Source organism: Bifidobacterium bifidum ATCC 29521 = JCM 1255 = DSM 20456 (assembly GCF_001025135.1).
Lineage (GTDB): Bacteria > Actinomycetota > Actinomycetes > Actinomycetales > Bifidobacteriaceae > Bifidobacterium > Bifidobacterium bifidum.
On the sequence record NZ_AP012323.1, the window covers coordinates 2,056,997 to 2,078,334 of the forward strand.

Here is a 21,338-nt window from a genome sequence, read left to right on the forward strand (position 1 = left end):
AGTGTACGCGATGGCGGCATGCGACGCGGCCAGGCCGCCATCGCGGCGGCTGCGACGTGACTCTACTCGGCGGTCTTCTTCGCGGCGGCGCCCGTCGTCTTGCGACGCCCGCGCTTGGACGGGCCGGCGGCACGCTTCTCGGCCAGCAGGTGGAACGCCTCGGCCGGCTCGATGGACTCGGCCGTGTACTGCTTGGGCACGGTCCGGTTCGTTTCGCCGTCGGTGATGTAGGCGCCGTAGAAGCCATCCTTGATGGTCACGTTCTTGCCGGTTTCGGGATCGGGGCCGAGCTCGCGCAGCGGCGGCTTCGCGGTGCCGCGTCCACGGCCGCGTCCGTATTTCGGCTGGGCGAACAGTTCCTTCGCCTTGTCGACGTCCACGGTGAAGATCTCATCCTCCGAGGCGAGAGACCGCGTCTCGGACTTGCCGTCGGCTCCGGTCTTGGTCAGGTAGGGGCCGTACCGGCCGTTGTTCGCCTCGACCGTGACCTCGCCAAGTTCGCCGGTCTCGGTGTTGGCCTCCTCGTAAACGCCCACGGTGCGCGGCAGCGACAACAGTTTCAGCGCATCGTCCAGCGTGATCGATTCGGGGCTCATCGTCTTGAACAGGGACGCCATCTTGGGCTTGGGCACAGTGGTCTTCTTGGACTTCGTCTCGGATGACCCGCCGTCCGTCTCAAGCGGCACCAAGGCCACATACGGGCCGAACCGGCCGTTGCGCACTTCGACCGTGCCGCCGCTTGCCGGGTCGACGCCCAGCTCGCGCGGGCCACCGGCATTGCTGTCGATGAGCTCATGGCCGACCTGCACGGTCAGCTCGTCGGGCGCCATGGTGTCGGGCAGGGAGGCCCGCTTGGGGTTGCCCGCCGCATCCACGTGGTTCATGTCTTCGAGATACGGGCCGTACCGACCGACGCGCACGTGCAGTCCGTCGCCGATGTCGATGGTGTTGATGGCGCGGGCGTCGATCTCCCCCAGCTGCGCGACCTGCTGCTGCAGGCCCGCGTGCGCTTCGTCCGCCGAAGTCGCCGCGTCGCCGCCGGAACCGAAATAGAAATGGGTCAGCCAGTCACGGCCGGTCTCCTGACCGTGCGCGATCTGGTCGAGCCCGTTCTCCATATCCGCGGTGAACTGGTAATCGACGTACTTGGGGAATTTCGTCTCCAGCAGCTTGATGACCGAGAACGCCAGCCACGATGGAATCAGGGCGCGACCGCGCTCGTAGACGTATCCACGGTCGATGATGGTGGAGATGATGCTCGCATAGGTTGAAGGACGGCCGATTCCCTTGGCCTCCAGCGTCTTCACCAGCGACGCTTCGGTGTATCGCGCCGGCGGCTGGGTCTCGTGCCCGTCAGCCTCCACCGAGGACGCGGCGAGACGGTCACCGGTCTGCATCGGCGGCAGCGATCCGTTGTCGTCGGTTTCGCGCGAGGCGCGTTTCGCCGCGGCCTCGCCGTCACCGGCACCCATCGAGGAGGCAGCGGGGGCCGCCGCACGACGGCCCTCCCCGGTGGCCTTCATGAATCCGGGGAACTCGATCACCGTGCCGGACGCCTGGAACATCGCCTCGCCGTCCTCGCCGGCAGGAGCCGACAGACGCACGGTCGCGGTGGAGCCGGTGGCGTCGGCCATCTGGGAAGCGAGCGTGCGCTGCCAGATCAGCGTGTACAGTTTCAGCTGGTCGGCGGGCACCTTGCCGGAGAGCTCCGCCGGGTCATGGAACCGCGCGCCGGCGGGTCGGATGCATTCGTGGGCCTCCTGCGCACTAGCGGTCTTCGTCACATACTGCTTGGGCCCATCGGACAGGAACGACTTTCCGAAATGATATTCGACGGCATCACGGGCGGCGGCGATGGCCTCCTGCGACAAGGTCACCGAATCGGTTCGCATATACGTGATGTAACCGTTCTCGTACAGCCCCTGCGCGGCACGCATGGTCTGACGCGAGCTCATGGACAGGCGGTTGCCGGCCGTCTGCTGCAGCGTGGATGTGGTGAACGGCGGGAGCGGGCGGCGACGGTACGGCTTGGTCTCCATCGATGCCACGGTGAAGGTCGCGTCGGCCAGGAGCTTGGCGAGGGCGTTCGCATGGGCCTCATCCAGCTGGCATACGTTGTCAGCGAAACCGGACGGCGTGAGCTTGCCGTCATCCGAAAAATCCTTGGAACCCGCAAGTCGCTTGCCTCCAAGCGACACCATGCGCGATTCGAACGACGCCGGCTCGCCCTCCGCGTCCGTCGCGCCCAGCACCGCGGTCACGTCCCAGTAGGAGGCGCGCACGAACGCCATGCGCTCGCGCTCACGCTCGACGATCAGGCGTGTGGCGACGGACTGGACGCGGCCGGCCGACAATCCCGGGCCCACCTTGCGCCACAGCACGGGCGACAGCTCGTAGCCATAGAGGCGGTCGAGGATGCGGCGGGTCTCCTGCGCGTCCACCATGTCCTCGTCCACGTTGCGGGTGTTGCCCAGCGACGTCTTGATGGCGTCCTTGGTCATCTCGTGGAACACCATGCGCTTGACGGGAACCTTCGGCTTGAGCGTCTGCACCAGATGCCAGGCGATCGCCTCCCCTTCGCGATCCTCATCAGTGGCGAGGTAGAGCTCGTCGGAGTTCTTCAGCGCTTTTTTCAGTTCGGCGACGGTCTTCTTCTTGTCACCGTCGACGATGTAGTACGGTTTGAAGCCATCGTCGACGTCCACGCCGAACTTGCCGAACCTGGCCTTGTCGTCCGCGGGAATCTGACTGGGCTGTGCAAGGTCACGGATGTGACCGACCGATGCCATGACGGTGTAGCCGCTGCCAAGATACCCACCGATTTTCTTCGCTTTGGTGGGAGACTCCACGATGACAAGCTTGTTGCCGGTGCCCATTGTCTCTCCTTACCTACAATGTCATTGGCCTTCATCATACTCACGCGGCATGGTCAAACGGCAAATCGCGCGGCTCCGCGGCGGTCACCGCTTTTTCTTCGGCGGGGCCGGCGGCGCCCCCACCAGGCCGGCTCGGCTCAACGGGGACGCCGTGATCTGGCGCATCGCCAGCAGCATCCCGAACACCAGCGACGAAACGCCGGCTATCATCGCGAAGGTGGAGACGTGGGCGCCGACGCTCGCCCAGCTCGCGCTCAGGCTCAGACCGGGCTCAATCTGCCACATGATGTATGCGGCATAGCAGCAGCACAGCACACCCGCCGTGATCATCACCGTGCCGACGATCTGCACGCTCGGCGAGGACGCGCGTTTGCCGGGCGCGTCCATGCCGGACGTGCGCGTGAATGCCATCGCCAGCAGCGCGAAGCCGCCCGCCAGCAGCAGGCTCATCACCACGTCAACCGGGCGGTGCCATGCCCCCGCGATCACCGACAGGCCGATGACCAGCGCATAGGCGGCCCCGACCAGCGCCATCCACGCACGGCATCCGCGCGGAACCGCGAACAGCAGCAGCACGCCCGCGACGACGGCCAGCATCGTATGACCGGAAGGCGCGGAATTGGCGGGCTGAGACACGGTGTTGATGATGAACGGCCGCGGCAGCACACCTTTAAGATATGTGGACGCGAAACACAGCGCGGCGAACACCGCGGACTGCCCGACCAGCCACCAACGCTTGCGTACCAGCATCACCACCGCCGCGACAACGATCAGCAGCGCGGAGACGATTACGGTGAAGTTCAACGGATGCCCGGCGATTGACGTGATATTGCGGCTGATGAACGGGGCGACCAGAGCGGACGCCCACGACGGCAGGCTGTCGTGGAAGCCGCTGAACACCATATCCTCGTACGATTGCCCGTCCTCGGTGCGCACGGCGATCCACCATGCGCCGAACGAGATCGCGATCATCAGCACGCCGAACACCGCACACAGCACACGGCTCGACACGCGCGGGCGCACGGTCAGCGGGTCGCGACGCGCCAATCCGCGCTCGATGTCCGCCGCGTGTTCGTCGGGCGCGGCGGCCTTACGTTTGCGCGCGGCCGGCGCGGGCGATCCGAGGGTGCGCAGCGGATGATCCGCGGTCGTCTCCAAAGCGGACCATGCGCTGGCCGGGGACGCCTGCGGCACCACGGGTTCTGGCTCCTGTTTCGCCGACGAGCGCGCCTGTTCTGGTGCGGGGGCTGATGCCGACGCGCCAGATGACGTCGTATCCGATGCGGCTGCGGTATCCGGCTCATTCGGCGTGTCAGCGGGCGCATCGGTCGTCTCCGTGGACGGCAGGCGTTCCGCCGACGTTGCCGCATCAGCCCGGTCGCCGCTGACTTGCACGGCGTCAGGCGGAATCGCACCGTCACGCGAGATTTCGGCGGGATCATCAACACGCTGTTCTTCACTCATAGTTCAAGACTGTAGAGCCTGTACATGTGTCAGTCGCCTCATCGCGCCCATATTCCGACAGAATAATCGAAAACCTGGCCCCGGCATATCAAAATACGGGTTGAAATCGCCGAAATCTACTATTCCCCGTGTGAAATCGCCGTTTCAAGGTCCAAAAACGGCGATTTCGCACGGGGAATTGCCAAGAACGGCGATTTCAACCTGTAATTTAAGCCTCACGGTGCCGCGACGGTCAGGGTGAGGGGCCAAGAAAAGAAAAAGAAAACCTTCACGTACCCGACAGAGGCCACTTACCCTTGCTGCATTCCTGCCCTGGGGGGATTGGGTGACATAACGCCACGTGAAGGCTGTACTAGTATACATCACCCCCGGATATCGGGTGCGCAACGACAATAATGCCCCTCCCCGCGCTCGCGGGAAAGGGCATTATCGGCTATGGGAGACTAGCGACGCACCGCGTCACGCCGGCGAATGATCACCAGCGTGGCCCCGGCGGCGAGCAGCAGCATGACTACGCCCGAGATGCCAGTGACAGCGGCACCCGTCTTGGCGACGCCGGCATTGCTGCCGTTCTGGCCACTGTTGGCGCCCGACGCACCGGGCTTCGCCGGGGCGCCAGGCTGGCTCGGCTTGCCGGGCTTCGTCGGCGTGCCGGCCTTCTTCACCAAAGCCTCTTCGGCCTTGAACAGAGCGCCGGTCGCGTTGTTGATCTCTTCCTGAGTCGCGTTGTCGTTGGCGAGCACCGCCTTGGCGGCATCAAGCGCCTTGACGAACGCAGCCCACGAATCCGCCGTGTAGTCGGATTCCTTCAGCTTGGCCGCAGCATCCACCGCCGCCTTCAGCTTGTCCTTAGACGGCTTGGCGGTCGCGTTGACGAGCCCGTTGATGGCGGTTCGCAACGCCGTGTAGGCGTCGTTGACCTGCTGCTGCGTGGCCGTGTCGGAGTCGAGCACCTTCTTCGCCGCGTCGAAGGCCTTCTTGAATGCGGCCCACGAATCCGCCGTGTAGTTGGATTCCTGGTACTTGCTAGCGGCAAAGACCAGAGTCTCCAGCAGCGCCTTGTCGATGTTCTTCACGGTGTGCGCGTCGATGACGGGCTCATCGGTCTCGATGTTCGGGAAGAAGCCGTTCTTGTGCAGCGCCAGCACCTTCGGAGCGGTCTCGGACGAATCATCCGCGGTGTGGACGGCGACCTTCGTGCCGTTCTCGTCGGGGAAGCTGACCGTGCCGTTGCCTTCGGTGGCGGAGTCGCCGAACCACAGGGCAGGGTGGTACGCGTCGAACGAGTCGTCCTTGGAACCGCCCGCAGTGTCGACGATGTACTGATCCTTCGCGCCGGCAGCGTAAATCGACTCGATCTGTGCCATGTAGGCGATCGGGGCGACCTTGGTGTCTTTGGTGAATCCAAGGGCGGACAGCTTCACGGAGAGCACGACCTGGTTGGAGTCGGAGACATATGCGGGGTCGATGGGCTCCTCGTCAACGACCTTGCCGGTTGTCGCGGAAGTCGTCGTGGCCCATGCGGTGTCGTACTGCGTGTTGCCTTCGGTGGTGCTCACCGAGATCATGTAGTCGGCCTTCATGTCGCCGTCCACGTCGAAGATCACGTCCGGAACGAAATTGTTGCCCAGGTGGGACCACGTCTTGTCGGTGATGATGCCGAAGCTCAGCAGGCCCTGCGACGGATCGGAGAGCTGAGGTGCGGTGCTGGAATAACCGATCGCGCGGATGTCACCTGCAGCAAGGCTGCGAGCGGCGTCACCGTTGCCGGTGTAGCCGTCGGCCGGATCCTCGGCACCGTACACGAACGGGACGAGCTCGGAGTGGTAGCCGGTGGCGGTGTCGCCCTGGTCAAGGCCATGGCCGGACACGGACAGCGTGCCCTTCTTGTTGTTGAAGCCGCTCAGTTCCGTGGTGGTTTCGGAGATTGCCTTCGGCACCGAAGTGACGGGCACACGCAGCGTGGTGGCGTCATCCTCCTGGGTGACCGGAGTCGCGGTGATGATGCCGCTGGCGTCGGTCACGTACTGGCGGTCCTTGCCTGCGACCTGCGCGGACTGCGTGGCGTCACGGGTGCGGGTCAGCTTGGACTGGTCGATGCTGATCTTCACGCGGAAGCTGGTGCTGGTCCCGGACTTGGCGACCACGGTGTCCCCACCGTTGTCGCCGCTCACCGAGTACGTGACGCCCGGCACCGGGGTGCGGGCCGAGTATGTGAGCTTGTACGTAATGTCATGATCGGTGTTGTTCACGAGCCGCATGGTCTGCTTGTCGGTGTAGCCGTCCTTGCCGACCGGGATGACGCCGAACTGCGCGGTGATGGCCTCGTTATCCTCTCCGGCAAGCTGCACGTTGTTGTTCACTGCGGCGAGCGCGTCGATACGACCGGAGCCCACACGCAGCGGGCCGTACGCGGTCTTGCGATCCGCGGTGAGCACGTCGTGGTTGGCGGTGTTCATCAGCTGGGCCTTGACCACGTTGGCCAGGTATTCGGGCCGGGCCTGACGGACCAGCGCGGCGACGCCGGAGGTCAACGGGGTGGCCATGGACGTACCGCTCATGATCTCGTCGCTGTTGCCGGTGCCGGCCGAAGCGGACACGATGCCCACGCCGGGGGCGGAGACATCGGGCTTGGCGGTGCCGTCATAGGAGCCGTGGATGCCACGGGAGGTGAAGGACGCGATAGTGTCTTCGCTCTCGCTGGAGTAGTCGGCGTCCTTGCTCATACGCAGCTTGGTGGACAGGGTCACCGTCAGCGTGCCGTCATCGATGGCGCTCTGCAGGTCCTTGTTCTCGGCGGCGTTCTTGACCAGCTGGAAGCCGGGGATGTCGGCGTTGCCGCCGATGCCGGACTCGGGGATGTTCGCCTGCGAGCCGAACAGGATGCCGGTCGCGCCGGCCTTCTCGGCGTTGTCGAAGCGGGTCTTGGAGCCGCAGTTCACAGCGGCGTCGTTCCATTCGACGTAGGCGATGTTGCCCTTGACGGCAGCGGCGTCATCGGCGGAGTATGCCTTGCAGCCTTCCAGGTTGTCCTTGTCCTTGACGCGCACGACCTTGCCGGTCAGGGAGAAGTCGTCGAGCTTCGCGTAGTTCACGGAGTACTGGCCGGCGAGGGTCTGGCCCTTGAGCGAGGCCGGGCCGTCGGTCACTTCGACGGCGTCCTGCAGCGCCTTGCCGGACTGGCTCGCGGCCACGGTCAGCGCACTCTTGGCGGTGCCGGGGGCACCCATGATGTCGGTGATGTCGCCGTCGTTGCCGGCCGCGATCACGGACAGCACGTTGTCTGCGGTGAGGTTATCCACGGCCACGTTCTCCGGGTCGTCGGAGGCGCCGAAACTGCCGCCGAGCGACATGGAGACGATGCTGATGCGGCTGGACTCGTCGCCGTTGACTTCCGCCTCGGTGTTGTGCTTGGCGATGCCGTCAAGCGCTTCGAGCACCAGGTCGGTGGTGCCGCCGTTGTCGCCGAACACCTTGTACGAGTAGATGCCGGCCTCGGGAGCGGCGCCGGGGCCAATCTTCCAGCTGGCGATGTCGCCGGCGGTCAGCTTCTGGTAGCCTGCGGTATCGGTCTTGCCCGAGGTGCCGTCGGCCTTGACGCCGTAGCCCAGCGCGGTGCCGGCGACGTGCGTGCCGTGGTGGCCGCCCTGGCCGTCGATCGGGTTGGCGTCCGGGGTGGGATTGTTGTTGCCGGCGTTCGGGTTATACGTGGCGCCGGCGTAATCGTAACCGCCCTTGAACTTCGTCTTGTCGAGCAGCTTGCTGACCTTCGGGTCGGTCAGCGGGTCGGCGGTGGAGTTCAGCGCGGTCTGGTAGGCCTCGGTGGTGCCTGCGCCGCCGAAGTCGGCGTGCGTGTAGTCGAGGCCGGTGTCGACGACTGCGATGTTCACGCCCTTGCCGGTCTTGCCGGTCTGTTCCCAAGTCTTGACGGCGTTGACCAGCTGGTCGTTGTTCTTGTTCGCGGGGGCTTCGCCACTGCCGTTGGTCGTGTCGAGCGCCTTCTTGGGCGTCAGGATCGTGATGTGCGCCACCGAGCCGGACTGCTCGGCGAGCTTGCGCAGCGACGCCGCGTCGGCGCGAACGGCTACGCCGGACAGCGCATACGAGGTGGAGTAGATCTTCTTGGCGCTGGAGTCCAGCGACTGCAGCTGCGAGAACACGTTCACCGAGGTCTTCTCGGCGGTCTTCGCGCTCTGCGTGGCCGCCTGGGCCGACTGCGCGCGCTGCTTCAGCGTGGGCAGCGCGGAACTCTGCCTGCTGAAGTTCTTGAGCACACTGTTCTTGCGTTCCAGCGCGGAGGGGCTGGTGGTCTGGATGAATGCGGTGACCTCGCCCTTCGCCTGCTGAAGCTGGGATGAGACCTTGCTCTTCAGATTGCCGGTCGACAGAGTCGGCGTCGTGGACGCCGCGTCACCTTGTGCCGGAGCCGCGAGCGCGGTACCGGGCAGGCTGCCTGCCATCGCCAGGGCCGCTACAGCGGCAACCCAGCGAGGCCATTGCTTATTGGCCATTATTGTTTTCCTCTCTTTGCGTGCGTCACTCACGACGACACTGTGAAAGAAACTAGACCTGGCGCTCGTCCGATATCGTTACGTTTTGTCGCATCGCGCAACGTCTCAGAAACATATTGTTAACACTCACCTCACAATGCCATATACGCCGACTCTCACGTACCGCGCATGACGCACGCCATCGTCAGACAGGCAGACCTCCATCAGACCGCGCTTTTCAGCCCCTCCCATGCGGCCACAGCATATTCGACCGGCATCCATTACGGCAGTCGAGCACGTACTTCCGGATCCCGACGCATCCACAATCCGCTTATGCCCGGCTATAAGAAAAAACTATGAAAATCTTCAGCTGACGGTCAATATATGATACACACGAACCGCCATGCTGCCTTCGGCGGCCCGGACGGCATTCGATTCACCATCAGAGAAGCATTGTCAGCGAACCATCAGCGACCTACACTAAGTTACGGTAGCGTAAGTTAGTGTAGGCCGGGCATTCCGGCCGCAGCGAGGTGATGATGATGAGCGCGTCAATCAGTGCACCATCCATACGCAAGTCCGCGGCGCAGCGAAAAACAGCGCGGCGACAGACCGCGGGCGGCGGGATGCGGGCGGCCTCCACAGCGCAGACCGCAACCGCTGCCGGCATGGCCGCGACGCAGACCGGTGCCTCGGCCACCGCGATGAACCGCGCCCTCGAGCAGTATCGCGCCGCGCGCGCACGCTATCGCCAAGCCAAGGCCACACTGAAAGCCGCCGAACGCCAGGTCACGCCGGTCGATGCATTCGGCAACCGCAAGCCTCGGCTGCGCGGATGGCAGCACCTCATCACCCTGCCGTTGTGCATCGCCGCATCCATCGTGCTGATCTGCATCGCGCCGGCCGGACCGGTCAAGGCCGCGTGCGCGATTTACGGCGCGTCGGCGATACTGCTGTTCGGCAACAGCGCCCTGCTGCACGTCGTACCGTGGCGCAGCGCCAAGGTGACGCGCGTGCTGTGCGGCATCGACTACTCCAACATCTTCCTGATCATCGCCGGCACCAATACGCCGGTGCTGTTCGCGCTCAGCCCTTCGATCCGATGGCCGTACCTGACGGTGATATGGGCGGCGGCGCTCGTCGGCACAGTGATGCATATCGTATGGCTGCGAGCGCCAAACTGGGTGTTCACCGTCGTGTACGTGGTGCTGGGGCTGGCGCCGGTCACACTGCTTCCGGTGCTGTGGACCGCGCCCGCGGTGGGTCCGGCGGCGACCGTGCTGATTGCGTGCGGCGGGGCCGCCTACATTGCGGGCGCCACATGCTTCGCGATCCGCAAACCCAATCCGATTCCGGGCTGGTTCGAGTTTCATGAGGTGTTTCACATGGGCACGGTCATCGGGTACACCTGCCACGTGGTGGCCATATATCTGGTCGTGTGCGCGCTGTAAAAGACGCCGGACTTGCCGTCACCGAACGTTCATCAAATCGTTCACAGGAATGGTTGCGCGGTCGATAATGTGCGGTATCCTTGGTCGAGCTGAGAACGAAACGCACATGACGGCCGTTCATATTCGACGCGGGGAACAGCGCGAATCATCAAATGGAAGGGTCGCGGCGCAACCGGCACCGCCGGCGCGGGCCGCAACGGAAGGAAGCTATGAACGCGGATTTGGTGATCGTCGGCGCGGGCCTGTTCGGCCTGACCATCGCACAGCAGGCGGCGGAGCGCGCGGGCGCCCGGGTCGAGATCATCGATGTGCGCAGCCACATCGGCGGCAACGTGTACAGCTATATCGACGAGGAGACCGGTGCCGAAATCCACCAATACGGTGCCCATCTGTTCCATACTTCCACCAAACGCGTCTGGGATTACGTCAACCGCTTCACCGCATTCACCGACTACGTGCATCGCGTGTACGCCACGCACGACGGCGAGGTCTACCCGCTGCCAATCAATCTCGGCACCATCAACCAGTTCTTCCGGGCGGTCTACACGCCCGCCGAGGCGAGGCAACTCATCGCCGAACAGGCCGGTGAACTGGCCGGCACCGACCCGACAAACCTCAACGACAAGGGCATCCAGCTGATCGGACGGCCGCTGTATGAGGCGTTCATCAAGAACTACACCGCCAAGCAATGGCAGACCGATCCGGCCGAACTGCCGGCGAGCATCATCAAGCGGCTGCCCGTGCGGTTCAACTACGACAACCGCTACTTCAAAGACACATGGGAGGGACTGCCGCGCGACGGCTACACCGCGTGGATGGAGCGCATGATCGATGACCCGCGCATCCATGTGACGCTCGGCACCGACTTCTTCGACGAGAGCCAGCCGCTCAACAAGAAGGCGCTGCGCGCCGCCGGCACGCCCGTGGTCTACACCGGGCCGATTGACCGGTATTTCGGCTATGAACTCGGCGACCTGAAATGGCGCACGGTGGACTTCAAGGAAGTGCGCTACGACGAGGACGACCACTTCGGCTGCCCGGTGATGAACTTCTCCGACGCGGACGTGCCCTACACCCGCGCCATCGAGTTCAAGAACTTCAACCCGGAGAGGCGTGACGCGCAGAACCACAACAGGACAGTGGTGTGGGAGGAATACTCCCGCTTCGCCGAGCGTGGCGACGAACCGTACTACCCGATCAACACGGACGCCGACAAGGCGCTCTATGAGCGGTACGCAGCCAGGGCAGCCGCCGAGCCGAACGTCGTGTTCGGCGGGTGCCTGGGCACCTACAAGTACTACGACATGCACAACGTGATCGACGCCGCCCTCACCGCATATGAGGAGCAGGTCGCGCCGATGCTGCGCGCCCGGTGACACCGACTGGCGGGCACTTCCGCCGCCGCCTTTTCTCATTTCATCCGGATCTCCCGCCCATCTCATCCGGCCACAGTCTCATACGCTCACCGGAAAGTGGGACTATGACCGGATGAGGCAACGCCGCACCGCTTTGGCCGGGCCCAAACCAGCGAAGCATTCATACAATCCCACAATGCAGAATCCGACTCACATTAAGGACGGTCATGACCGTCACCGTGCGACGGTATCGTCACCGTGTGAGCCCTCGCACAGTGACGCATCCGGCTAAAACCCTTATTTTCCAACGTTTCTCACGATACCGTCACGCCGAGAGGCTATGGTTGTGGTTTTGTTAGATATAGACAAGCACCAAGCACGATATCGACGTTTGTAAGGATTCAGAGGAAAACCGGTGAGGAAAGCGCGAAAATACGCGCAAACCGGTTCGCATCATATTGCAAGGACTACGGTAGAATCATGGCTTCACATACGCGCACTGTTAATTCCAGTTCAGGCCGACGCGCGGCAGGAACGTCCGGCCGTCGGGCGGCCGGCGCCTCAGGCCGCACCGCGACCGGCACCCAAGCGGGTGCGGCGACGGGCACGAGAACCGGCGGCACCTCCGCAACCAACGGTTACAGCGCGCAGCGCAACAGCGGCTCAAGGCGTGGCCGCGGCGCTAATCCGCCCGAAGGCACACACCGCGGCGGCGGCACCCACCGCTCCCCCGGCTCGAAAGGCCCGAAAGCCAAAGGGCGCAAGAAGCATCTGATTCTCAAGTGGACGCTCGGCATCATCGGCCTGTTCCTCGCCGTCGGCATCGGCGCGTTCGCCTACCTGTACGCCACCATCGAAATCCCCCAACCGGAGACCATCGCGCTGGCCGAGAAAACCAGCGTGTACTATGCGGACGGCAAAACGAAAATCGGCACGTTCGCCGAGCAGAACCGTGAGATCATCGACTGCTCCGTACTGCCGAAATACGTGGGCCAGGCCGTGGTCGCCTCCGAAAACCGCACGTTCTACACGGACCGCGGCATCGATCTCAAGGGCATCGCACGGGCGCTGATCAACAACGTCACCAAGGGCACCCGCCAGGGCGGATCCACCATCACCCAGCAGTACGCGGAACGGTATTACCTCGGCGAGACCACCACCTACATGGGCAAGCTCAAGGAAGCCATACTGGCGGTCAAGATCGCGCAGACGCAAGACAAAGACACCGTCCTGTGCAACTATCTCAACACCATCTATCTCGGCCGCAGCGCCTACGGCATCCAGGCCGCCGCCCAGGCGTACTTCGGCAAGGACGCGAAAGACCTGACTGTGCCCGAGGCGGCGATGCTCGCCGGCATCATCCCGTCCCCCAGCAACTGGGATCCGGCCGTCAACGCCAAGCAGGCGAAATCGCGATTCGAGCGCGTCATCAACATCATGAAAGAGGACGGCTACATCACCGCCAAACAGGCCAGTGAAGCCACGATGCCGAAAACCGTCACCAACGCACAGCAGAACATCTACGAGGGCCCCAACGGGTATCTGCTGCAGATGGTCCGCAGCGAACTCATCAACTCAAAGGCGTTCACGCAAGACGACCTCGACACCGGCGGCTACACCATCGTCACCACCATCGACAAATCCAAACAGGATCTGATGTATCAGACCGCGAGCCCCACCAAGGGCAACGCGGGCATGCCGGACGGCGTACAGACCGGCGGCCTGTCGGTCAACGTCAAAGACGGTTCAATCATCTCGCTGTACGCGGGCGAGGATTACCTGAAGAAACAGCTCAACAACGTCACCGACGCGACCTACGAAGTCGGTTCCACGATGAAACCGTTCACGCTGCTTTCGACCGTCCAGACGGGCGTCAGCCTCGATACTGTGTTCAACGGCAACTCGCCGCGCAGCTTCCCCGGGCTGAAACAGCCGATGTCGAACTCGGGCGGCGCTAGCTACGGCTACATCAACCTGTACAAGGCGACGGCGAACTCCGTCAACACGGTGTACATGGATCTGCAGCAGCATCTCGGCGCGGACACGATAATCAAGACCGCGCACACGGCCGGCATCAAAGGCAAGATCACCGATGACGGCTACGTGACGCTCGGCAACTCCGGTCTGAGCATGATCGACATGGCGCGCGGCTTCTCCACCATCGCCAACCAGGGCAAGAAGCCGACGCTGCACATCGTCGCCAGCGTGAAGAGCAGCAAGGGGCCGGAACTGTACAAGGCGCCATCCACCGCGGAGCAGGTGTTCGACGCGAACGACACCGGACTGGTGGTCAAGGCGATGGAAGGCACCATCCAATACGGTACCGGTCGTGCGGCGAGCGCGATCGGCAAGACGATGGCGGGCAAGTCCGGCACGGCAAACGACAACAAGGCCGTGAGCTTCATCGGGTTCACGCCCTCGACGCTCACCATGTTCGCCATCTGGAATCCCGGAGCGAACGGCGAGGCGCTGGAACTGCCGACCATCAACGGGTATTACAAGGGCATGGGATATCCGGCCGTGCTGTTCACCAACTACATGTCGAGGGCGCTGGAGAACGTGGCGGACGAGAAGTTCCCCGACGTGACCGACAGCGGCAAGATCGGTGGACCCGATGGCACGTGGGGCACCGGTTCGCAATACTCGTCTTGGGGCAACAGCGGCCAGTCGCAGAGCGGGAATTCGCAGGGCGGCAGCAGGAGCGACGACCAGTCGTCGCAGAGCGGCACGCAGTCTGGCGACGGGTCGGGCTCGCAGTCGACGAAGCCGCAGACCGGCAACGGTTCGAATGGTAACGGCAATGGATCGGGCGGCAACGGGTCCGATGGCAACGGCGGGAACGGCGGCAACAACGGGAATAGCGGCAACGGAGGGAACAACGGCAACAACGGCGGAGGCTCGGATTGCGCGACCGATCCCACCGCCGCCGGCTGCTCCACCGGCAATGAATCCAGCACCAACGGCATAGCGTCGCAGTGAGGGACGAGGCCGGATTCGCGGTTATTGGCGTGCGTTGACCATCCCCGCCGGCGGGGGCACGAGAGCTAGGCCCCGTGCGACTGGAGGTGGTTCCGGCCTCTCACGACCATCAAAAAAGGGTGGCTGCAGGACGAATCCTGCAGCCACCCTTTCGTTTACCGCGAAATATCAGCGCTGCGAACGGTTGATCGCGGAGATGATCGCCTTGAGCGCGCTGGTGGTAATCGAGGAGTCGATGCCGACGCCCCAGATGATCTGGGTCTCAGCGTCCTCACCCACCTGGCATTCCACGTAGGACGCGGCCATGGCGTCGGTACCGACGGACATGGTGTGCTCCACGTAATCCATCACGGACGCCTCAATGCCGAGGTTGGAAACCGCGTTGAGGAACGCCGCAATCGGGCCGTTGCCGATGCCGGAGATCTCACGCTCGTGAGGTTCGTCCACGCCCACGTTCACGCCGCGGTCGAGCACACGCGCCTTGAGCACGGTGTCTGAACCATCCTCGCCGGAACTGACGGCCACCTTGAGCAGTTTGAGGCGGCCCCACGGAGCGAGCGTCGCGTCATGCGTATCGCCGACGACCACGCCGGCGGCCGTCATGCCGGACTGCTCCACCGGCAGGTACTCGTCCTTGAAGAGACGCCAGATGTTCTCGTCCTTGACTTCCTTCTTGGTCGTGTCGGCGAAGTTTTGCACGATCTTGTCGAACTCCACCTGCAGACGCTTCGGCAGGTCGAGGTTGTGGTTGGTCTTGAGCAGGTAGGCCATGCCGCCCTTGCCGGACTGCGAGTTGACGCGGATGATCGCCTCGTAGGTGCGGCCGATGTCCTTCGGGTCGATCGGCAGGTACGGCACGAGCCACACGAACTTGTCGAGATCGGCGCCGACTCGGTCCGCAGCGGCCTCGCGGGCTTCGAGGCCTTTCTTGATGGCGTCCTGATGGGAGCCGGAGAACGCGGTGAACACGAAGTTGCCCGCGTACGGATGACGCTCGGAGATCTTGATCTGGTTGCAGTACTCGACGGTCTTGCGGATCTCGGGAACGTTCGAATAGTCGATCTGCGGATCGATGCCCTGCGTGAGCATGTTCAGACCCAGCGTGACCAGATCCACGTTGCCGGTGCGCTCGCCGTTGCCCAGCAGGCAGCCCTCCACGCGGTCGGCGCCGGCCAGCACGGCCAGCTCGGTGGCGGCCACGCCCATGCCTTCGTCGTTGTGCGGGTGCAGGGAGAGCACCACGGCGTCACGGTCGTCAAGATGCGTGGACACGTACTCCACCTCATCGGCGAACACGTTCGGCGTGGTCATCTCGACCGTGGCCGGCAGGTTGATGATCATCGGGTGCTCGGGGGTCGGCTTGATGACGCCGATGACCGCATTGCACACCTCGACCGCGTATTCCGGCTCAGTACCGGTGAACGATTCGGGGCTGTACTCGTAATACAGGTCAATGCCCTTGGCCTCGTTTTCAAGGTCCTTGCACAGCTCGGCCGCGTCGGTGGCGAGCTTCTTGATCTCTTCCTTGTTCTTGCGGAACACGACCTCGCGCTGCAGCACAGAGACCGAGTTGTAGAAGTGCACAATCGCACGCTTGGCGCCCTTGAGTGCCTCGTAAGTGCGGCGAATCAGGTGCTCACGACACTGGGTGAGCACGACGATGGTCACGTCGTCGGGGATGAGCTCGCGTTCAATAAGCATGCGGATGAAGTCGAAATCCGTCTCCGAGGCGGACGGGAAGCCCACCTCGATTTCCTTGAATCCCATGGAGACGAGCAGGTTCCAAAAGCGCAGCTTGCGCTCGGAGTCCATCGGGTTGACGAGCGCCTGGTTGCCGTCGCGAAGGTCGACAGAGCACCAGCGCGGGGCACGCTGCAGACGCTTGCCCGGCCACGTGCGCTCGGGATAGTCGAACGGCACCTGCTTGTCGTAGGCGACGTACTTGGTGTAAGGCATATCGCTCGGCTTCTGCGGCTCGCCGATGAATCGTGCGGGAGGCAGCAGCGGGTCGTTGTTCCCCCCATTGGACGCCGCGGCGACCGCCGCAAGATCAAACACTGATGATTGATCCTGACCCATATCTCCTCCTTTACTTGATGATGCCGGCGCCTGTTGCCTGCCGGCCGTATGTTGTCGTCGCACGATAGGTCATGCAATTAATCAGTCTAGCGTGAAGCGCCCCGGTAAACCGCCGAGATATCAAGAATGCGGCCAATCCATGCGGCCTTCGGAGCGTTATCTCGCTTCCGAGGGGGTGATTTCAGGCCCGCCGAACATCTATCTGCGTTTCAAGGGGTTGGCGTTGCTCGATATTCGAGGTATTGCATGATGGACGCCACTGGAATCATGCGGCTCCCATGCCATTGATACTCGGCCACCAACCCCTCGAAATGCAGATAGATGTTCCAGAGCGTCCGAGTCACCCCCTCGAAACGTAGATACCCTGCCGAGATAACGTTTCGGCCCCTCTCCGGACGCCCGTTGACTGCATGGCGGCGCCCGCTCCACGCGTGGTGGCGACTTCGCGAAGAGTATGGCGCCGCACAGGACGACTCGCTACAGTGGAGGGCATGACACTGCGTTTTCACGACGACGGCACGTTCCGCGTGCTGCAAATGGCCGACATTCAGGACGGCCCGGAAGTCAACCGCGACACGATCCGCATGATCGAGGCCGCAATCAACGAGGCGAAGCCGGATTTGGTGGTGTTCACCGGCGATCAAATCCGCGGGTACGATCCCGCGTACATCGACACGTTCCTGCGCCGGCGCGGCGAGAACCCCGGCGCACGCGTACGTCTCGTCACCGAAATCGAGGCGAAGCTACACGGCATCCACAGGCGCATCGCGGCGCGGCGCGATCCGGACCTGCCACCGCAGGACGATGTGGTCACGATGGACGACCTGATGAACGACACCCGGCAGAAAGTGCGCGACACGTTCAGCGCGTTCCTCGGACCGGTCATCAACGCGGGCGTGCCGTTCGCCGCGACCTATGGCAATCACGACTTCCAGTGCGGCATCCTGCCTGACGAGCAGGACGACATCTACCGCGAGTTCCCCGGCTGCCTGAATCCCGAGGCCGATGCTGCCGGCGGCTCGCCGTTGGCCATCGAGTCGGGCACATTCGCGCTGCCCGTGCTGTCCTCCGACGGTTCGGAGCATGTGGCGATGGGCGTGATGCTGGTCAATTCCGGCGATTATGCGGGCAAGCCGGAGGAGAATGACGCCCAGTACCCGCGGTATGTGGCGCATTCGCGCGGACTCGACCTAGCGGATTCGGACGGCTACGGCACACCGAGCGCTGAGGCGATCGCATGGCTGGGCGACGTGCAGCGCACGCTCGCCGAGCGCAACGGCGATGGCGAACCGGTGCCGTCGATCACGTTCCAGCATATTCCGCCGCAGGAATTCTATGACTGCCTGACCGAGGTCCCGGCATGGACGCCGAACGCCGTGGAGGGCGCCCGCAATTACGCCGGGCGCTGCTACGTGCTCAACGACGCCGTATGCCGGCCGGGGTCACGGCTCGGCGAGGCGATCGGCTGCGCTGACGAGAACGTCGGCGAGGTGGACGCATTGCGCGAGGCGGGCGGCTATTTCGCGTTGTACTGCGGGCACGATCACAAGAACTCGTTCGTCGGGCACGTGCATGACCTCGATCTAGGGTATGCGCCGACGTGCGGCTTCGAATGCTACGGTCCGAAGTCTCGCCTGCGCGGCATCCGCCTGTTCGAGTTCCGCGAAGACGACCCGGCCGCGTATGAGACCCGCATGCTCACGTGGGGCGACCTGGTCGGCCGTTACAGCGGCAATGAGTTGCGCGTGTTCTTCGAGGATCATTGCGTGACGGGCGCCGCGACCCTGCGCAACGAACTGCGCCGGCCGCAGGTGTTTGCCACCGTCGCCCTGACCCTATCCGCCGGCTTCGCGGCAATCGTGCGCTCCATCGCACGGCGTCTGCGACGCTAGCGCAGCGGCGGCAAACAGACGACAAAGGGCATGGTTCCGGCGGCGATATCGTCGACACCATGCCTATTCATATCCGCCGTATATCCACCCGGCTCATCCCCGGGCCGGCCCTACCTCTACTCGGTCAGGTACAGCACGTTCTCGTCAAGGGGGAACGACGTTCATGTGGTACCCCTCCATTTTCAGGAACGGCTTGGAGCTGTCAGGCTTGGCATGGCCTGACACGTCGGCAACTGGTAGCTCGCGCCGGCCAGTCCCTCCAGTTTGTCGCTGCTGATGCCGGCTGGCACATAGATGGAGTCCATCGGCTTGTTGATTTCGGCCTCGCTATACGTCGAGCTCGACCCATTGCAGGATTTGAATCCTTTCTTGCCGCCGCAGCGATAGTCGCTATCCGGCCCCATGAGCTCGATGCCGACGTCCGACGGCACCTTCCACCAATCGTCACCACCCGTGTCCGTCCGGCGTGCAGCGTGACCGACTGCGGAGCATCGGGGCTCAGCATGAGCTTGCCCGAGCCAACCGAGGTGGCCTTGCCCTTGTCGTCCAACGTCAGGCACCAACTGTCGTCTTTCAGGCAGTATTTGCCTGCTATCGGCTAGAAATCGCCTTTGCCGAGTGCGGTGCGAACATCCGTCAGGCTCATGTCCTTGGTGGGCTTGGCCGATGATGCACCGCCGTCCGCGCCGGCGCTGCCGCCCGGTTACTTGACATCGGCGTCGGGCAGCTCACCCCAATCCAGGTCGATGGAGACGGTCAGATAGTACACGGTGTCGTCGCTGGGAGCGGGCTTCATCTTGACGATGTCGCTTTTGCTGCCGACGTAGCCGTTGTACGGCATGAACGGGTTGGCGGAGTTATTGGTCATGTCCGCCGTGGTCTTGTCGTAGAGCTTCGGGTCACGGTAGATCAGGAACGGCTTGGTCGTGTTCACGGCTTTCTGCTTCTTGGCCGCGGCCAGCGCGTCCGCGTCAAAGTACCCGTCGCTTTCGAGCTTGTTCAGGTCCGCGCCGACCGGCACGACCAGATAGAAGTCCTGCATGTGATACGTCGCGCCGGAGATATTGTTGTAATCGCCGTTTTCGACCATCTTGCCGTTGTTGCAGACGATGCCGCCTGCCGTATTCGAGTCTTCCTGGCTGGTGCCGCACCAGTAGTTCGTCATACTGGATCGCGGGAACAGTTCGAACGCGCCGGTGTCACCGGTGAGCAGGTAGTCGGCTTTCGGGCTGGAGCAGTACGGCTGCTGGATGGCATCGCAGGAGCTCAGCGACTCGTACTCGCCGTATTCGGTACCGTCGCGACCTTTCGGATAGGGGATGTACGAGTTGCCTTCGCTGCCATCGCCGCCATCCTTGAACGTGATGCAGTCACCGGAGTTGTTGCACCACGTTCCCGCGGCCACACCGGAGACACCGAGCAGATTGTCGCCGCCGGTCTCCGGGGAATCGTGAACCGTGTAGGCGTCCTTGACACCGCTGGCGTCGATGCCGTAATACAGCGTGACCGCATCGCCTTCCGCTACCGTGGATCCGGGCATCGGGTCGGAACCGGACACTTTGCCGACGAACTTCTTCGAGGCGAGGCGCGGCACGAGCGTCACGTCATGTCCTTGGCTTTCCAGTTCGGATTTCACCGTGTCGACGTCCCGGCCGACGATGTCGATGCTGATGGCGCCGCCGTCGCTCTTCGTGGCGACGCCGATGTAGATGCCGTCGTCCTTGTCGCCGTCCGACAGCGCCTGTCCTTCGGCGGGGTAGGTCGCCACCACGGAACCGATTGGCTTCTTCTTGGTGTCGGACACCGGTACCTGCTTGTAATGTACCGGCACACCCATCGTCTTGAACGTGGATACGACCTTCGTGGCCTGCTTGCCCATCGTGTTCTTGGGCACACCGGGGCCACCCGACTCCTGGACGATTACCGCGGCGTCCTTCTGGACGCGGTCGCCGGGCTTCATGCCCTCGTATCCGAGGAACACGCCCTTCTTCTTGCCGGAGAAGATGATCGCCTTCGATGCCTTCACGCCCTTGGCTTTCAGCTGGGTGACCACGTCATCGGCGGTGGCTTCGCCGCCGGACGCACCGGAGATCTCTTCGGCGGTAGGCAGCGGGGTTCCGCCCCAGATGCCCGCGCGATACGTGAAGAACAGGGCAAGACCGACACCCAACGCGAGGGCGATCACCACGGCCACGATGAGGCCGATGAACTTGCCCCTGGATTTGGGCTTCGGCGTTTTCCCTGGCACGGCCGGCGTCGCCGCTGACGGCTGGGTTGCGGGCGCGGCCGGAGTCGAGACTCCGGCACCTGACGGCTGGGCGAACTGCTGGGCTTGCGGCCACGCCGGTTGGGCAACAGGCTGCTGCGGCTGAGGTTGGGACTGAGCCGGCTGCAAAGGCTGTGTTGGCTGGAGCGGCTCCTGAGGTGCAGCAGGAGCCGGCGCGAATCCGCCGCCTGGCAGTGGTACAGCTGGAGTCGCCGGCTGTTGCGCCGCAGAGGGCTGGGGCATCTGCGATACTGCGGGCTGCGACGCCGGCGCGGCCTGTGATACCTGTTGTTGCAGCGGCTGCCCGCAGTTCCCACAGAATTTGCTGTCCGGGCTTTCGTCATTCCCGCAATATGGGCACTTCATGCGTGTCCGCCTTTCTCCCCCGCCCAATGGCGTCTCTCATCATTGCCCGCCGGCGCGAAAGCGCTCGCGAACACATCAAGAACATCATAAAACCGGGCGTCGTACAACACAGTGTCACAT

General features: G+C 63.6%; 9 protein-coding genes, 1 other RNA gene and 1 pseudogene. 4 read left to right on the forward strand and 7 right to left on the reverse strand.

Annotated features, from left to right (window positions below; all coding sequences use genetic code 11):
- Positions 1-71: 71 nt before the first annotated feature.
- The 4 genes and pseudogenes from topA to BBBF_RS08670 form a co-directional block, all read right to left on the reverse strand.
- Positions 72-2,876: pseudogene (gene topA / locus BBBF_RS08660) on the reverse strand (type I DNA topoisomerase); the annotation flags it as partial.
- Between the two features lie 84 nt (positions 2,877-2,960).
- Positions 2,961-4,073 (reverse strand): phosphatase PAP2 family protein, encoded by a 1,113-nt coding sequence (locus BBBF_RS08665; protein WP_033509793.1) that lies wholly within the window; start codon positions 4,071-4,073, stop codon positions 2,961-2,963.
- 524 nt (positions 4,074-4,597) lie between these two features.
- Positions 4,598-4,692: signal recognition particle sRNA small type (gene ffs, locus BBBF_RS09325), an RNA gene on the reverse strand.
- Between the two features lie 91 nt (positions 4,693-4,783).
- Positions 4,784-8,851 carry a S8 family serine peptidase gene (locus tag BBBF_RS08670; RefSeq protein WP_021648212.1) on the reverse strand — a complete coding sequence of 1,356 codons (4,068 nt, stop codon included), beginning with the start codon at positions 8,849-8,851 and terminating at the stop codon, positions 4,784-4,786.
- A gap of 521 nt (positions 8,852-9,372) precedes the next feature.
- Here BBBF_RS08670 and trhA point away from each other — a divergent pair.
- From trhA to BBBF_RS08685, 3 genes are all read left to right on the forward strand, one after another.
- A complete protein-coding gene (gene trhA, locus BBBF_RS08675; protein WP_080665102.1) occupies positions 9,373-10,281 on the forward strand; it encodes a PAQR family membrane homeostasis protein TrhA in 909 nt (302 codons plus the stop codon).
- 209 nt (positions 10,282-10,490) lie between these two features.
- Positions 10,491-11,657: a UDP-galactopyranose mutase gene (glf, locus tag BBBF_RS08680; RefSeq protein ID WP_021648216.1), complete on the forward strand. Its 1,167-nt coding sequence runs from the start codon at positions 10,491-10,493 to the stop codon at positions 11,655-11,657.
- Between the two features lie 459 nt (positions 11,658-12,116).
- Positions 12,117-14,615 carry a transglycosylase domain-containing protein gene (locus tag BBBF_RS08685; protein ID WP_021648218.1) on the forward strand — a complete coding sequence of 833 codons (2,499 nt, stop codon included), beginning with the start codon at positions 12,117-12,119 and terminating at the stop codon, positions 14,613-14,615.
- Positions 14,616-14,783: 168 nt separating this feature from the next.
- On the opposite strand, the gene leuA is transcribed toward BBBF_RS08685, so the two are convergent.
- A complete protein-coding gene (gene leuA / locus BBBF_RS08690; protein ID WP_021648219.1) occupies positions 14,784-16,694 on the reverse strand; it encodes a 2-isopropylmalate synthase in 1,911 nt (636 codons plus the stop codon).
- Positions 16,695-17,185: 491 nt separating this feature from the next.
- On the opposite strand from leuA, the gene BBBF_RS08695 reads away from it, so the two are divergent.
- Positions 17,186-18,586 (forward strand): metallophosphoesterase family protein, encoded by a 1,401-nt coding sequence (locus BBBF_RS08695; RefSeq protein WP_021648220.1) that lies wholly within the window; start codon positions 17,186-17,188, stop codon positions 18,584-18,586.
- Positions 18,587-18,768: 182 nt separating this feature from the next.
- On the opposite strand, the gene BBBF_RS08700 is transcribed toward BBBF_RS08695, so the two are convergent.
- Together BBBF_RS08700 and BBBF_RS08705 are read right to left on the reverse strand one after the other, a co-directional pair.
- A complete protein-coding gene (locus BBBF_RS08700) occupies positions 18,769-18,990 on the reverse strand; it encodes a hypothetical protein (protein WP_220183523.1) in 222 nt (73 codons plus the stop codon).
- Between the two features lie 299 nt (positions 18,991-19,289).
- The gene (locus BBBF_RS08705; RefSeq protein ID WP_230454025.1) at positions 19,290-20,834 is read right to left on the reverse strand and encodes a PASTA domain-containing protein; all 1,545 of its coding nucleotides are present in this window, start codon (positions 20,832-20,834) and stop codon (positions 19,290-19,292) included.
- Between the last annotated feature and the right edge of the window lie 504 nt (positions 20,835-21,338).